This is a genomic window from Methanobrevibacter sp. (genome assembly GCF_045586545.1).
In the GTDB taxonomy this organism is placed as follows: Archaea; Methanobacteriota; Methanobacteria; order Methanobacteriales; family Methanobacteriaceae; genus Methanocatella.
In genome coordinates this window covers 1-15,978 of sequence record NZ_JAZNAN010000111.1, presented here as the reverse complement: position 1 = coordinate 15,978, position 15,978 = coordinate 1, and the positions used below count along the sequence as shown (strand labels likewise).

The window sequence follows — 15,978 nt, the reverse complement described above, 5'->3', positions numbered from 1 at the left end:
TTATATAAACTAATCAGTTAATTTTCCATCTAATGCATGATTAAATCTATCAAGGAATTCTGATTTTTTATCAATTGGAATGTAGGCGCCGCATGCCATGGCATGTCCGCCACCGGTTCCTCCGACTTCACCTGCAACCTGGCGGATGATGTTACCGAAGTGAATTCCGTCATATGAAAGCAGTCTTGAGCATCGAAGAGATACCTTAAGGCCTTCGGCATCGGTTTGTGTAAAGCCAATGACAGGCTTTTTCCAGTTGCAGTATCCTAGAATCATTCCTGTTATTGTTCCAACAATCTCAGGTTTTATTCCGGTACCGTCAAAGTATTGTAAGTTTTCCATTTCAATGATGTGGGTGTCATCGCTTCCGGCAACTTGTTCTATTGATTTGGCAAGGTTGGTTCTGTGGGCTTTGCTTACGGCTTCAAGTTCCTCCAATGCAACGAACCTGTCACCCTTCAGCACTTCCATGGCTATTTCTTCTTCATGGTTTCTTCCGCATGCGTTCATTGCTGTTGAAAATTCTGACCCGTCCCTTAGAAAGCTTGAAGGATCTTCTTTAATGAAGGTATAGGAATCGCCAATGATTAATCTTGGGATATATCTTACGTATCTTCCGGGTACTGTTTTGGAAAGCATTCCCACAAGGCATTGGTAAAGCTTGCCCTTTTCGGCCATTGTCAGTTCGTTCAATGTTTTCCTGTTGTGCTTTTCATCGATTCCAAGCTCTTCCAAAACGGCCATTGTCTCATTTGTATTGTTTGTAATCGGCAATTTGACATCGCTGAAGTATGAAAGGGCAACAAAGAGAGGTCTTGTGTTTCTTCCATAGATGTTCAGGTCATTTTTGGTCACTTCAAGATAGCCTTCATCGATGGCATCCTGCTCGATGATTTCATTGAGGCCTTCAAAGTGTCCTGCTCTTGTGTTCTGCATATCTCCGATAGCGGAGAGAACTCCAATCCAGCTCAAGTCAGTATATCCATATTCCTTGGCTAAGAAATAGCATAATCCTCCGCCGCAAACATAATATGACCCGTCAATGCCGTGATGGAGCGGATTGATTTCAAGGTATGTGTAGTTCTTGTCGTTTCTATACTCCAAGTCCCTTAATGGCGGGTGGTGGTCCAGCACAATAATCTTTTGGCCTTCCTTGGCCTTTCCGTCAATGTTCTGCCCGGAACCAAGGTCTGAGAATATTGTCAGTTCATGGTCAAGTTCAATATTGTCAAGGACATCAAGATTGACGAATTCTATTTCATGTTCCTTGTTCTGTCTGTCTAGTATGGTTGATAGAATTGCACCTGAACAGATTCCGTCGCAGTCGATGTGGGAATATACCTTGATGTCGCTTGATTCGGCAATGATTTCTTTTGCTTCAAGATACTGTTCATGCATTAGCTGTGGCATTTTCATAGTAATCAGTTTCTCATCTTTTTAATTTCTAAACTCACTTCTTTTATTAATTCCAATTTAGTTCCTTCCCATTCAACAAGGGCACGTCCTGACTTTTCATACCATTTTCCAGGATATGATGCCTCTTTCTGGAGGCTGTATTTAAGTCCAAGTCGTTTCAAGGCTCTTTCTATATCGTTTATGCTAGGGTCTTTAACGCAATCTTCCTTTGCGATTTTACGACCTTCCTTAAGTGATAACTCTTTATTCAAGTATTGTGGCCAAATAGTAATCATATTAACACCTATCTAATTTCATTTTCAAATATTTCCAATGCATCTTTAACTACCAGGTCCATGTTGTAGTATTTGTATCTGGCAAGTCTTCCGGCAAAGATGACGTTTTCCTCTTTTTCCATTTCCGCTTCATATAATTTGAATTTATCCAAGTATTCCTGAGTCGGGTAAGGATAGCATTTCTCGCCGTTGAATCCAGGATATTCTCTCATGATGGCGGTTCTGCCGTCTACAATCTGTCCGGTCAGCTTTTTGAATTCGGTTATTCTTGTGAAGTAGGGATCATTCGGATAGTTGACGACTGCAACTTCCTGGAATGAATCAACATCCTTGATTTCCCAGACGAAGTTCAGGCATCTGTATAATAACTCTCCGTACTTGTAATCGTAAAAGTAATCTATCGGTCCTGTGTAGATTAATTTTTCATAGTTGATTTTGTCAATGTAGTCTTTGTAGTCTGATTTTAAGCCAACATGGATTTTGTCGGATTTTATCATGTTTTCGCACATTTTGGTAAATCCTTCTTTCGGCATTCCCTGATAAGGATCTTCAAAGTACCTGTCGTCATGGTTGAATCTGAAGGGGATTCTTGAAATTACTGAAGGGCTTAAATTTGCAGCTGAAGTTCCCCACTGCTTTTCAGTATAGTTCTTGAAAAGTTTGTTGTAGATGTCACGGCCGGCGTTTTTCAGCACCACGTCTTCTGAACTTTTGACTTCTTCAATGTCCTCTTTGTGCTCGTCAATCCAGCTTTTCATGGATTCCTCGTTTAAATCCAAATCGTAAAGTGCATTCAGTGTATCAATGCAGATTGGCATAGGTACCAGCTTTCCGTCGACGTAGCTTAGAACTCGGTGCTCGTAAGGCAGCCATTCTGTAAATTGTGAAAGGTAATCATGAACCTTCTTTTCCTTTGTGTGGTAGATATGAGGACCATATTTTTGAATCAGGATTCCGTCCTGATAGTAGTCATAGACATTTCCACCAATGTGGTTGCGCTTTTCAATTATTAGGACTTCCTCGTCCAGTTCATTGGCAATTCTCTCAGCTATTGTCAGTCCGGAAAGTCCGGCACCTACAATCACGTATTTATAGTCAGCCATAGTTTACTCCTTTTGAATTTGAATTTTAGACTCAAGTGCTGTTGTTATTGAGCTAATCAGCATCCTTGTCTTTAAGTCAGTATGATGAATCTTTTTAAGCTTGTTCACTTTGCTTAAAAGCAGTTTGTTTTCCTCTTTGGTAAATGGAGAGTTCTTCCATGTGTATGTCCAGTGCAGCAGGTGAGGATTGACGCTGACGTTTTTAACCTCTGTTGAAAATCCTTCGGTGCATTTCCTGCAGTAGATGTATGACTCCATCAGTTCATCCAATAAACGTACATTGACCCTGTTTGTGATGGACTTGTCATCAGGCAAATCCCTGATGTAGTAATCATAGCACATGAAATTGTTCAGAAATACGATTCCTTTTGCATGAAGTAGCGTTTCGAGGGTGAATGCCATGTCGTCGCCTGAAACGAAAGGCTGGAAGCGAATGTTGTTGTCCATAATCAAATCCCTGCGGTAGATTTTGCTCCATACTGAAGGATGCATTTTCAACATGTCAGGTTCCTCTTCGATATTGTCGACATGAATCTCGTCCAAAGGTCTGTCTCTAGGGTATGTCACTTCCAGTGTCTTACCGTAAAGGAATTTTTCTAAAAAATTATCCCAAATGAAATCCGGTACGTTTACGAAGTTTTCGGTTTCAAAGGTTTCGTCGGGATATGCGGACTGCAAATCATCCATGTAAGGTGAGAATGATTTCTGGACTTTTCCTCCATATTCAAATATTCTTCTGAATCTTCCAAATGCCATCTGCGCATCGTATTTTTTAACTGCATTGTATAATGTCTCGCAGGCATCTGGTGTGTATCTGTCATCAGGGTCCAGAAACATTATATAGTCTCCGGTGCAGGCCTCAATACCGGTATTGCGCGGTGTGTAGGCGGCTCCTGAGTTTTTCTCGTGATGGATTGCAACGCAGCAATCATAATTTTGAGCATATTCGTCAATGATTTTATCAGATCCGTCGGTTGAGCAGTCGTTGACCATGATTATTTCCAAATTTTCATTACCGATAGTCTGGTTGATTAGAGAGTCGATTCCACCTTTCAAATGAGGTCCAACATTAAATATTGGAAGGATTATGCTTATCTTTTCATTCATTTTGCTCTCTCCATGTCTTGAATAGCAGTTCCATCATGTCCGGAACTGTGTAAGTGTCTGGGTAGATGTGGGCAATGCCGTATTTGTCAAGAACCTTTGCAGTTATTGGGCCGATGCATACTGTCAGGAGGTTATCGGATAATAGTCTGGCAATTTTTTCCTTGTCATTGACTATTTCAAAGAAGTTTTCAACTGTCAGAGGGCTTGTAAATGTAATCGCATCGATTTCACGGTTTTCAATCTTTTCAATTAGCTCTTTAACTGCATCCTCATCCATCGGGAACAGTGATTTATATGCTTCAGCCAGAATGACTTCGTTTCCGAGCTTTTCTAATTCTTCAGGAAGTACTGGCCTTGCAGAAGCGGTTCTTGGAATTCCAATTACTTTGTTGGTTATTCCACGCTTTTTGAACTCTTCTATTAATCCTTCAGCCGTGAAGTCTTCAGGCATCAAATCAACGGTCAAACCGTTTTTCTCGGCAAGCCTTCCTGTCTTGTTTCCGATGACGGCTAGTCTGCAGTTTAGATTTTCGATGAACTCTGGATGGAACTTGTTCAGTGAAACGATGGTTGTGGGGGATGTGAATATTATCCAGTCCAATTCATCCTTTCTTTTCACCAAATCTTTTAGGGATTCACTGTTCACCGGCTCCAAATCGAGTGTCGGTGCTAGAATTGGCACACCGCCCAATTTTTTCACGATTTCGCAAGCTTTCTTTGCCCGGTCCTTGGGCCTTGTTATTGCAACCACAGGTTTTGACATCTCATTACCTTCATTTGTTTGTAATGTATATATTTTTGTCTCAATTCGTTTATATTATTTGCCAATTTGGTTTTTTGTTAAAATTGATTTCAGTTCGTAAAATTGTTTTTTGTTGATAAAATTGATTTAAACTTGTTAAATTGTATTATAAACTTAGTAAAACTTATATTATCGGAAATATATAATAATTAATACCCTTAAAGTGATTTAAGGTGATGTTATGGATTATGATATTAAATACTTAATTAATGTCTTAAAAAAAATTAGAAATAATCCATATGGTATTCGAGACACAAATCATTATTTGAAAAGGTCAACCTATCGTGATGTTGATGTGAATCTTGTTAATGAGAAATTGTTGTCTGAAATCCCTGTTGGCATTCAAAAGACTTTAGGATATGATAATAGGTTTGAATTAATTTTTGAATACACTAAATATGATGATTTATATATTGTTGTGATATAATTAATTCTAGTGAAATAGCTATTATTACTGTGATACCTAAAGATAATCAAAGGAGGAAACATTAATGAAATCTAAATTAAATTATTTGTATGATTATGAATATGATTTAATTGATATTACTATTGATGAATCATCAAAATATAAAAAATCCATTGAAATAACAAATGGAGTTATATTGGATTTAGATGAAAATGATTTTCCTGCGGCATTAGAAATAATTAGTGCTTCAAAGATTTTGGATATTGAAAAACAATATCTTATTTCACCAAATATCGATTTGGCTATTGTTAGTAGCGAAGAATTAATCTGTATTGAAATCAAATTCACTTATCTGGTTTCAAGACAAGTTCAAGACATTTGTTTTAAACAAAATCTTGCTAATAATTATGGCATTCCCGAAATGGAGACTATATTTTCTACTGCTTAATATTTTTTTTTAAATTCCTAAAAATTGTTTTTGTGTTGTAAAATTGTTGCGAGTGTAAACAATTATATATGTTGAAGTTCAATTCTTAAACAGGTGATAATATGAGTGATGTATTAATCGCATATTTCTCAGCAAGTGGCACAACAAAAGCAGTTGCGCAAAAGATTGCAGACGAAAACGGATATGATATTTTTGAAATTGAACCTGTTGAAATCTACACTCCGGCCGATTTGGACTGGACTGACAAAAATTCAAGATCAACAATTGAAATGAACGACAAAAGCTTCAGGCCGCCGATTAAACAGAGCGTTGATGTAAGCGGCTATGATACCGTGGCTATTGGTTTTCCGGTATGGTGGTACACAGCTCCGTCAATCATCAATACCTTCATAGAAAGTGTTGATTTGACAGGTAAAAAGATTAAAGTATTCTGCACTTCCGGAGGATCAGGTGTGGACAAATGCGTAAATGATTTGCAGGCAAGCTATCCCGACCTTGATTTTGCAAAGGGAATGAGATTCATGGGTAATGTCTCCGGCGCCAAGGAATGGATAGAAAATGATTAAATAATTTAAAGGATAGAGTAGTTATTATGTCAAAAAAAGTTATTGTTATCAGTTCTTCACCAAGAATCGGTGGAAATTCAGACACATTATGTGATGAATTCGTAAGGGGAGCGCTTGATGCGGACAATGCCGCTGTAAAATACAATTTGGAAGATATCAGATTCCACTCATGCAAGGCATGCATGAGATGCAAAACTCCTGAAATGAAATGCTTCCAGGAAGACGGGCTTGCTGAAGTCCTCGACAAGATGATGGAAGCGGATGTAATCGTCTATGCAACTCCAATCTATTATTACTCAATGTGCGGAACACTTAAAAGGTTCTTTGACAGATGCTATCCGATATTCAATCACCTGGAGGATAAGGACTACTATATCATAACCTCTGCAGGTTCTTCAAACGGAAACGCATTGACAGGAATCAGGGACTTCATAAGCTTTTCCAAAAATCCGACAGAAAAGGCGGTATTTACCGTAATTGGAGATGCAAAATCCCAACCTGAGCTGTTAAAAGAAGTATATGAAGCAGGTTTTGACTGCTAAAAATTAAAATTAGGAAAGAATTAATCTTTCCTATCCATTAAATGGATTTGAACTATCGTATTTTTGACCATTGACGGTAATTGAGTAATCACCATATTCAATGTTGCCGCTAACTGTTAAGTTAGAAAGAGTGCTGTCACCAGTCAATGTCCAGGTTGAGCCGCCGGCCACATTAACGGTAGTGTTGCCGGTTGAATTGATGGCTCCCTTGAATTGTGTGTTTTCCATATTCCATGTCAGTGAGCTTATTGAATCGACAATGACATTGCCTTCAATGTTTTCGTTATTGGTGTTCAGCTCGGCTGTTCCTCCGTTGGAGCCGACATTTCCCCACTGATTCTGGCTGGACACTTCTAAAAGGATATTGCTTCCAAAGCTCAATTCGGTATTCACCAAATCAATGACGCATGCTGTGTTGGTTACATGAAACATCGGAGCCTGTGAATATTCCGGTGAGTCGGATGGAATTGAAAGTTTGGAATTTGTTGCCTTGAAATGGCTTGTTCCCACATCAGCATCCCCGCTCATGGACTGGTAGATGAACACTCCACCCAAATCAACGTATGTGTCTCCGTCCTGACGGTTTCCTCCGCCGTATCCCTTAAGGTCACAGCCTGAAATCTCAATTGAGTTTTTGCCTTCAATGCATGCAATCTGGGATACGTAGGCAGTGCCTTTGGAGTTTTCAAGGGTGATGTTTCCTGTTGAATAGATTAAAGGTGAACCTCTTCCGCTTTCCTTGCTCACTCCAGTGTTTATTTCTGAGCTTTTGACATGGACCTGACCCTCTCCACGGTCTGTGGCTAAAGCAGCGCAGCTCTGTCCGTCAGTGTTGATAATGACGTTTTCAGCGTTTATGACTCCGTTGTAGGTAGCGTCAAGGCCTCTTGACTTGTCGGAGTGTGTTGTGATTTTAACGTTTTTTATGTTGGCTTCGGTTGTGCCTTCAATTGTGGTTTGGCCGGGTTGGTCTCCACCACCTTGTCCTGGAACTTCACCTGAAGGCATTTCTGGAGGCTGACTGCCTTCTCCACCTTGTGATGAATCTCCGCTTGCTTCTGCATTAGTTACAAAAATACCATTGGATCCTTTTGAATCGGTGTTGATTTCAACATTTGAGATGTCCAGAGTACCGTTGGTGTTGACTAGAACGGCGGAATTCACTCCATAAAAATCAGCGTCGTCACCGCTGGTAGCTGTATCTCCAGTTTTGTTTAAAATGGAATCTGTCAGTTTTAAGGATCCTCCATTTTTAACCAGAATTGTGTTGACATCTGGACTTTGCGAATGGTAGAATCCTTTATTTTCGTCCATACTGTTCGCATCAACAGTAAGACTTCCCCTATCCTCTAGAGCATTTGCATCAATATCTACAGATGCATTGCTGATGTTATTGTTTGTCAGAGCAAAAATAGCACAAAAGATTATTATGATTGCTATTAATGCAATTAAGATTTTTTTGTTCATAGAAATAGTAACTCGAAAGTAATATTTAATGATTTAGAATAGGGTAATTTAATTTTTACCTAAGATTTCTTTAATGACGTATGTATCATCATTATCAAATACTTTTAGAAGTGTTATTGCAGCGAAGTATATTATCATTCCAACAGGTATCGCAATCCACATGTTCAGGTTCATGAAGTAGAGAGCTATTCCTAAGATACCTGATCCTAGTATAATTTTAGCTATATCAGAGTATAATTTTTTGTTTGGCCTGTGGCCTAGTTTGTAGATTACATAACCTTGGATGATGACTATTAAAAGGTCGCTTAAAACTGTTGTAATTGCAGCACCGTTGTATGATAAGTAAGGAATCATAAAGAAGTTTAAGGCAATGTTGAATACTGCAGCTATAGCATAAATTTTAGTTACAGTAACTTCTTTGTGTGATGCATTTAAAAGGGTATTTGCTGCGCCACTAATGAACAGTAAACATACTGTCCAGATTAAAATTGATAAAACGGATGATGCAGCATCATATTCATGGCCATAGATTAAATGTATAATATCGGCTGAGTAAAATACAGTTCCAACCGCTAATGGGATAATTATGAGCATTAGATATTTAATTGATTTTTCAAAACTTATTAAAAGCATTGCTTTGTCATTTTTGAAAAATTTGCTCATAACTGGAAAGATTACTGCAGTATAAACGGTGTAAAATAATGTTAAAACGGATATTAATTTATATGTTGCATTGTAAATTCCTGTTGCATAGTTTCCAACCATATTGGCAAGCATAACTACATCTATTGAATAATATATTGTATATAATATTCCAGTTACTGCAAAGGGAATTGAATAAATTGTTATCATTTTCCAGAATTCAGTATCGATTTCGAATTTAGGGCGGGTAATATGTTTGTTTAAAACATAATATGCATAGATTAATGCGATAAGATTAGCTAAGATATAGCTTATACTTATTCCGATAATTCCAAAATCAGTAAAAATTGTAATTATAATAAACACTAACAAAAGAAGATTCATTATAGTATTGCCAATTCCTTGATATTTTCCTTCCTCAAATGCTTGAAATGACCCGTTTAATAAATTAATAAATGATTTAAAAATCATTTCAATGGCAAAAAGTAATGTTACTGTTATTACAAGTTCATTTGATTTCAGTAATATCAATAGGATTAATGATAGAATAATAGTTCCGATTGCAAATATGCTTTTTAAGGGAATGGCATTTCCAAGATATTTTGGGGCTGAGTCATAATCGGTAGCAATATGTCTGACAATATGAGTATTAACCCCCAAATCAGCTGTAACTCCTAAAATATTTGTAAATGCAATAGCAAAGCCATAAATACCGTAATCACTAACGCCCAAATATCTAGCTATTAATATGGTCCAAATAAAACCACAAATACTAGCTATTATTTGTGAAATTAGTAGCCAACTCATATTTTTAAATATTGTTTGCACCTGACTCATAAACTCAACTTTAAATTAATTTTATACATATACATATTTGAATTAGACTATTAAATATTTAAGTAAAATTAATAATATATATACTATAAATGATAAGTTTATTTTAATAATTTTTTTTTATTAGATGTTACGGAGTATATTATGTTAGATGATAAAGTTATTTTAGTTACAGGAGGGACAGGTTCCTTTGGGAAAAAATTCGCTCAAAGAGTTTTAGAACAGTTCAATCCTAAAAAAATTATTATTTACTCAAGAGATGAATATAAACAATATTTAATGCAAAGACAATTCGCAGATTATAAAAAAGTAATGCGTTACTTCATAGGGGACATTAGAGATAAAGAGAGATTTGCAAGAGCATGCGATGGTGTTGATGTTATTGTTCATGCAGCCGCTCTAAAACAAGTTCCGGCCTGTGAATATAATCCTTTAGAAGCTATTAAGACCAACATTGATGGTGCAAGAAATATTGTTGATGTAGCTATTGATAAAGGTGTTGAAAAAGTTGTTGCACTATCAACAGATAAGGCTGTAAATCCTGTAAATCTTTATGGTGCAACTAAAATGGTTTCAGATAAGTTATTCATCGCCGCTAATGCATATGTTGGAGCGAAAAACACTCACTTTTCGGTTGTTCGTTATGGAAATGTAAGTGGAAGTAGAGGTTCCGTAATTCCATTCTTCAAAACATTAATTGATGAAGGAGAAACAAAGTTGCCAATTACTGACATGAGAATGACTCGTTTTTGGATTACTCTTGATGAGGCTGTCGACCTTGTAATTAAAGCAATTGGTGAAGCCACTGGAGGAGAATTGTTCATTCATAAATGTCCATCATTTAAAGTAACAGATTTAGCTAAAGCAATGCTTCCAGATTGTGAACTTGAAGATGTTGGGATTAGGCCGGGTGAAAAGCTCCATGAAGTGATGATTACTGCTGAAGATTCAAGATCAGCTTATGATTATGGTGATTATTATATAATCTATCCTGAATTGGAATGGTGGATGAATTATAACATTAAAGAAGGCGGAAAAAAGGTAGAAGACAGGTTCTGCTATGCATCAGACAATAATACTGAATGGTTAAGCGTTGAAGAGATTAGAGAAGCTTTAAAATATATAGATATTGTTTATTAGGTGATTATTATTTCTAAATTTCTCCCTTATGGAAAGCAAACAATTGATGATGAAGATATAGAGGAAGTAGTTAAAACTTTAAGGTCAGATTTCATCACACAAGGGCCTAAAATTGAAGAATTTGAAAAAGACATTGCTAAATACTGCGGAGCAAAGTATGCAGTTGCATTTAATTCTGGTACTTCAGCTTTACATGGAGCTTATTTTGCATTAGGACTTGAAAAAGGAGATGAAATGATAACTGCTCCCAACACATTTGTCGCAACAGCAAATGCAGGACTATATTTAGGAGCAAATGTTAAATTTGCAGATATTGAAAAAGAAACTGGAAACATTGATGTTTCAAAAATTGAAACTAGTGAAAATACTAAACTAATCACTCCAGTACATTATTCGGGAAATCCTGTTGACTTAAAAGAGATTTCAGCAATTGAAAATGTTAAAATCATTGAAGACGGTGCACATGCATTAGGTGCAAAATATAATGGTAAAAAAATAGGTTGTCTAACATATTCTGAAATGGCAATGTTTAGTTTCCATCCAGTTAAACATATTACAACTGGAGAAGGTGGAATAATTGTTACAAATAATGAAGAATATTTTGAACGATTACAACTATTCAGGTCACATGGAATAACTAAGAGTAATTTGATAAATGAATCCCATGGTGATTGGTACTATGAAATGCAATATTTAGGGTTCAATTATCGTATAACTGATATTCAATGTGCATTGGGTGTTTCACAACTTAAAAAACTTGATTCATTTGTTAAGGCTCGAAGAAAAATAGCTAATACCTACAATGAACTATTTGAAGGAAATCCTTACTTTGATGTTACTATCGAAAAAGAAAACCGAGAATCAGCATATCATCTGTATCCAATTTTACTTAAAGACAATCTAGTAAAAAACAAAAAGGAAATTTTTGCAAAACTTAGAGCTAATGGTCTGGGAGTACAAGTTCATTATATTCCAGTTTACAAGCAACCTTATTATCAAAAATTAGGATTTAAAAATGATTTGTGTCCTGTTTGCGAAGAATTTTATGCAAAAGAAATGAGTATTCCAATGTATCCTACATTAACTGATGAAGACATTGAATTTGTAAATGAAACTCTTAATAATGTACTCGGTGAATTTTAAATGAAAATTGGAGCTATAATACAAGCAAGAACTTCTTCTAAAAGGTTTCCTAAAAAAGTTTTAAAATCTCTGCCTTATGGAAGTGAAATTAGTGTACTTCAACAAGATATTCGAAGAGTCAAACAATCATCATTATTAGATGAAGTTATAATTGCAACCACAACAAACCCTGATGATGATGAAATCGTTGAAGTAGCTATTAAAGAGGAAACTAATTATTTTAGAGGCAGTTTAGATAATGTTTTAGAAAGATATTACCAATCAGCTTTAAAATTTAATTTGGATGTGATTGTTAGAATAACTAGTGACTGTCCCTGTGTTGATTGGAATGTTATTGATGATATTATTCAATCCCATATTGATTCAGATGCAGATTATACCTCTAACACATTAATAGAAACATTTCCAAGAGGTATAGATTGTGAAGTATTAAATTTCAATGTTTTAAAAGAAGCATATGAAAATGCCAGTGAAAAATATGAAAAAGAACATGTGACTCCATATATTTATAAAACTAATCCTGAAAAATTCAAAATTAATAAATATACTTCACCTGAAAACTATTCAGATATTAGAATAACGCTAGACACCCCTCAAGATTATGCGTTATTATGTGTTATTTATGATAATTTATATGAAAACAATCATTTTTTCACATTAGATGATATTTTAGATTTATTCGAACGAAAACCATGGATTAAATACATCAATGAGGACATTATTCAAAAAAAGGTATTTAATTCATTGTCTGAAGAGTTAACGGAAGCAATTTATTTATGTGAACGCCAAGATTTAGATAAAGCTAAGGAATTCATTAAAAATCATTTTGGAGAATAAAATGCAAGTTAATTTTTTGACTGAAGGTGGAAAAGATTTTGGTTATGGTCATATAACCAGATGTAGTTCAATTTTTCAAGCTTTTGAACATTATAATATTTTTCCCAAGTTTATTGTTAAAGGTGATGAATCCATTAAGTCAGTTATTCCGGATATCGATGTTGAGATTGATGATTGGTTAAATGATTTTTCATTACTTTCAAAAGCAGATATTGTTGTTATTGATTCCTATTTTGCAGACTTGGAATTTTATAAAATCCTTTCCAATAAAGTTCCTTTAGTTGTTTATATGGATGATAATAACCGTCTTGAATATCCAAAAGGTGTTGTTGTAAATGGCACATTGGATACTTCAAACATGAACTATTTTCAACGGGAAAATATACGATATTTAATTGGAAATGAGTTCATTCCTCTTCGAAAAGATTTTTGGGACATTCCAAAATTAAAAATTAATGATTCTATAGTAAATATATTGATTACAATGGGAGGAAACGATTTAAGAAATTTAACTCCAAAAATCTTAAAATTATTGATTGATAATTATCCTGATGTTAATAAGAAAGTTATAATAGCAGATAGTTTTAAAAATATTCAGGAGATTGAATCATTAAAAAATGAATATGTTGAGTTCATTTATTCTCCTGATTCTTGTAAACTTATTGATACAATGAGTTCTGTTGATTTAGCAATTTCTGCCAGTGGCCAAACATTATATGAACTTGCATGCATTGGTGTACCAACAATTGCTATCGGCATTATAGATAACCAGAAAAACAACATTAAAAATTGGATTAATCAAGGATTTGTTGAGTATGCAGGATGTTGGGATGATAAAAATCTTTTTCACAATGTTTTAAACAAAATTGAGTATCTACAAAATAAAAATATTCGTCAAGATAAAAAATTATTAGGTATTCAAGCCGTAAATGGAAGGGGTTCTTTGAACATTGTAAGAAATGTTCTAAATGAGTTTTATAAGGATAATTCTATATTTAGAAGCATACAAAAGGAAGATTGTTTAAAAATATTTGAAATTGCAAATGATGATGAAGTACGTAAAAATTCGTTTAATTCAGATAAAATTCCATTAGAAGATCATAAAAAATGGTTTAATAATATTTTAAAAGATGATTCGGTTAAATTTCATGTTTTAGAGTATGAAAACGAGTTAATAGGACAATTAAGATTAGATTTCGATGAAAAATATCCTGTAATTAGCATTAGTTTAAATAAGAAATATCGAGGATTGGGATTATCCAAAGTATTATTAGCAAAAGGCCTTGAGTTACTTGACGGTAAGGTAATTGCATATATTAAAAAAGAAAATTCACGTTCAATTTCATTTTTCAAGTCAATGGGATTTAAAAAAGAATGTGAAGTTGTAATTAAGAATTGTGATGCGTTGAAATTTGTTAAGGAGTAATGATATGAGTTTTAATATAGACAAAAAAGAAATTGGTGAAGGCAATCCCACATTTATTATCGCTGAACTTTCTGCAAATCATATGAATGATTTTGATATTGCTGTTAAAACAATTGAAGCTATGGCTAAAGCAGGAGCAAATGCAGTTAAATTTCAAACTTTCACTCCAGATACAATAACTTTAAATTGTGATAATGAATATTTCCAAATTAAACAGGGAACAGTTTGGGATGGGCAAGTTCTTCATGAGTTATATGAAGATGCATACATGCCTTGGGATTGGCAACCTAAACTCAAAAAAATAGCAGAAGATTTGGGTTTAATTGCATTCTCTTCACCGTTTGATAAAACTTCCGTTGATTTTTTAGATGATATGGATGTCCCAGCATATAAAATTGCATCTTTTGAAATAACTGATATTCCTTTGATAGAATATGTTGCATCTAAAGGAAAACCAATAATCATTTCAACGGGTATTGCTAACTTGGAAGATATTGAATTAGCTATTAAATCTTGTTTAGATGCAGGTAATGATAAAATTGCCCTTTTAAAATGTACATCATCCTATCCTGCACCATTAGATGAGATAAATTTAAATACCATTCCAGATATTAAAAATAAATTCAATGTTATAGTCGGTTTATCGGATCACACATTAGGTGTTGAAGTTTCAACTGCCGCCGTTGCATTAGGTGCAAAAATCATAGAAAAACATTTTATTTTAGATAGAAATATGGGTGGGCCTGATTCAGAGTTTTCAATGGAACCTAATGAGTTTAAACATATGGTTGATTCAATAAGGAATGTTGAAATGGCATTAGGTACTGTTAGCTATGAATTGTCAGATAAGATGAAAGCAAATCGTGAATTTTCAAGATCATTATTCATTGTTGAAGACATGAAAAATGGCGACATCATCACTGAAGATAATGTTCGTTCAATCAGGCCGGGTTTTGGTCTTCATCCTAAATACTTAAAAGAAATTTTGGGAAAAAAAGTTAATAAGGATTTGAAAAAGGGAACTCCTTTTGAATTAGAATTTGTTAAGGTTGATTAGATGGATTATAAAATTAGTATTATTTTACCAATATTTAATGTTGAACCATTTTTAAGAGATGCTTTGGACTCTATTGTTAATCAAACATTTAATCTAAATGAATTAGAAGTCATCATGGTCGATGATTGTTCAACTGATGGTTCTGGAGAAATTATCGATGAATATGGTGAAAAATATGATAATTTCATTGCAATACATTTAGAAGAAAACTCTGGAACTGCAGGCAAACCTAGAAACACTGGTTTAGATTATGCTCATGGTGATTATATAATGTTTTTAGATTCTGACGATGAATTGATGGAGGATGTTTGTGAGGTTTTATATTCTAAATCGATTGAGTCTGATGCAGATATTGTTACAGGCAATGCAATATGTATTCAACTGAATAATAAAATTCCAGACATAATCTACCCTAAAAATTATTTTGAGTTTAATCCTAATAAAAATTTACAATTGTTTAAACCATTTAGAATCTGGGGAACATTATATAAAAAATCTTTGATAAATGATAATCATATAAGATTAATTCGTGCAGCAACTAATGATGATACTCATTTTGTTTATAATTGTTATTTACATGCAGATAAAATTATTTATTTGAATGATTATTATGGAGTTAAGTATTATGAAAGAGAATCTGAAGAATTTGATTCCTTAACTAATAAAATGAGTAAATTTAACATTATATCAACATTTGAGGCATTTATTCAGATTTTAGATTTGATTAAAAATTCAAATCCTACAGAAGATTTTACATATGATCCTTT

At 34.4% G+C, this 15,978-nt stretch carries 17 protein-coding genes; 10 read left to right on the top strand and 7 right to left on the bottom strand.

All coding sequences use genetic code 11. The annotated features are described in order from the left end of the window. Window positions 1–9: 9 nt before the first annotated feature. The 5 genes from recJ to ACKI3D_RS08260 are packed head-to-tail and all read right to left on the bottom strand — an operon-like array spanning window position 10 to window position 4,664. Window positions 10–1,416, bottom strand: a complete 1,407-nt coding sequence (gene recJ / locus ACKI3D_RS08280; RefSeq protein ID WP_407393619.1) for a single-stranded-DNA-specific exonuclease RecJ — start codon at window positions 1,414–1,416, stop codon at window positions 10–12. A 5-nt stretch (window positions 1,417–1,421) separates the two neighbouring features. Then, window positions 1,422–1,691: a signal recognition particle subunit SRP19/SEC65 family protein gene (locus ACKI3D_RS08275; RefSeq protein WP_407393617.1), complete on the bottom strand. Its 270-nt coding sequence runs from the start codon at window positions 1,689–1,691 to the stop codon at window positions 1,422–1,424. A gap of 8 nt (window positions 1,692–1,699) precedes the next feature. Further along, entirely contained in the window at window positions 1,700–2,794 is a 1,095-nt protein-coding gene (glf, locus tag ACKI3D_RS08270) for a UDP-galactopyranose mutase (protein WP_407393615.1), read from the bottom strand. A gap of 3 nt (window positions 2,795–2,797) precedes the next feature. Continuing rightward, the gene (locus ACKI3D_RS08265) at window positions 2,798–3,901 is read right to left on the bottom strand and encodes a glycosyltransferase (protein WP_407393614.1); all 1,104 of its coding nucleotides are present in this window, start codon (window positions 3,899–3,901) and stop codon (window positions 2,798–2,800) included. Beyond that, window positions 3,894–4,664, bottom strand: a complete 771-nt coding sequence (locus ACKI3D_RS08260) for a uroporphyrinogen-III synthase (RefSeq protein WP_407393613.1) — start codon at window positions 4,662–4,664, stop codon at window positions 3,894–3,896. The genes ACKI3D_RS08265 and ACKI3D_RS08260 overlap by 8 nt, the downstream gene beginning before the upstream one ends. Window positions 4,665–4,884: 220 nt before the next feature. Here ACKI3D_RS08260 and ACKI3D_RS08255 point away from each other — a divergent pair, with 220 nt between their 5' ends. The 4 genes from ACKI3D_RS08255 to ACKI3D_RS08240 all read left to right on the top strand — a co-directional run bounded on the left by ACKI3D_RS08255 (window position 4,885) and on the right by ACKI3D_RS08240 (window position 6,665). Further along, the gene (locus ACKI3D_RS08255) at window positions 4,885–5,130 is read left to right on the top strand and encodes a hypothetical protein (RefSeq protein WP_407393611.1); all 246 of its coding nucleotides are present in this window, start codon (window positions 4,885–4,887) and stop codon (window positions 5,128–5,130) included. A gap of 64 nt (window positions 5,131–5,194) precedes the next feature. Beyond that, window positions 5,195–5,557, top strand: coding sequence for a DUF2283 domain-containing protein (locus ACKI3D_RS08250; RefSeq protein WP_407393609.1), 363 nt, complete (start codon window positions 5,195–5,197; stop codon window positions 5,555–5,557). A gap of 101 nt (window positions 5,558–5,658) precedes the next feature. After that, window positions 5,659–6,123: a flavodoxin gene (locus tag ACKI3D_RS08245; RefSeq protein WP_407393608.1), complete on the top strand. Its 465-nt coding sequence runs from the start codon at window positions 5,659–5,661 to the stop codon at window positions 6,121–6,123. A 26-nt stretch (window positions 6,124–6,149) separates the two neighbouring features. Beyond that, a complete protein-coding gene (locus tag ACKI3D_RS08240; RefSeq protein ID WP_407393607.1) occupies window positions 6,150–6,665 on the top strand; it encodes a flavodoxin family protein in 516 nt (171 codons plus the stop codon). Window positions 6,666–6,695: 30 nt separating this feature from the next. On the opposite strand, the gene ACKI3D_RS08235 is transcribed toward ACKI3D_RS08240, so the two are convergent. Further along, the gene (locus tag ACKI3D_RS08235; RefSeq protein ID WP_407393605.1) at window positions 6,696–8,132 is read right to left on the bottom strand and encodes a hypothetical protein; all 1,437 of its coding nucleotides are present in this window, start codon (window positions 8,130–8,132) and stop codon (window positions 6,696–6,698) included. Window positions 8,133–8,180: 48 nt separating this feature from the next. Further along, window positions 8,181–9,611: a flippase gene (locus tag ACKI3D_RS08230; RefSeq protein ID WP_407393603.1), complete on the bottom strand. Its 1,431-nt coding sequence runs from the start codon at window positions 9,609–9,611 to the stop codon at window positions 8,181–8,183. 141 nt (window positions 9,612–9,752) lie between these two features. Between ACKI3D_RS08230 and pseB the strand changes: the two genes are divergently transcribed. From pseB to ACKI3D_RS08200, 6 genes are all read left to right on the top strand, one after another. Next, window positions 9,753–10,748, top strand: a complete 996-nt coding sequence (gene pseB / locus ACKI3D_RS08225) for a UDP-N-acetylglucosamine 4,6-dehydratase (inverting) (protein ID WP_407393602.1) — start codon at window positions 9,753–9,755, stop codon at window positions 10,746–10,748. Further along, window positions 10,749–11,891, top strand: coding sequence for a UDP-4-amino-4,6-dideoxy-N-acetyl-beta-L-altrosamine transaminase (gene pseC, locus ACKI3D_RS08220; RefSeq protein ID WP_407393600.1), 1,143 nt, complete (start codon window positions 10,749–10,751; stop codon window positions 11,889–11,891). After that, a complete protein-coding gene (locus ACKI3D_RS08215; protein WP_407393598.1) occupies window positions 11,892–12,728 on the top strand; it encodes a cytidylyltransferase domain-containing protein in 837 nt (278 codons plus the stop codon). A gap of 16 nt (window positions 12,729–12,744) precedes the next feature. Next, window positions 12,745–14,154 carry a GNAT family N-acetyltransferase gene (locus ACKI3D_RS08210; RefSeq protein WP_407393597.1) on the top strand — a complete coding sequence of 470 codons (1,410 nt, stop codon included), beginning with the start codon at window positions 12,745–12,747 and terminating at the stop codon, window positions 14,152–14,154. A 4-nt stretch (window positions 14,155–14,158) separates the two neighbouring features. After that, window positions 14,159–15,211, top strand: a complete 1,053-nt coding sequence (gene pseI, locus ACKI3D_RS08205) for a pseudaminic acid synthase (RefSeq protein ID WP_407393595.1) — start codon at window positions 14,159–14,161, stop codon at window positions 15,209–15,211. Continuing rightward, a partial coding sequence (locus ACKI3D_RS08200; protein WP_407393593.1) for a glycosyltransferase family 2 protein occupies window positions 15,212–15,978 on the top strand: 767 nt, incomplete at its 3' end.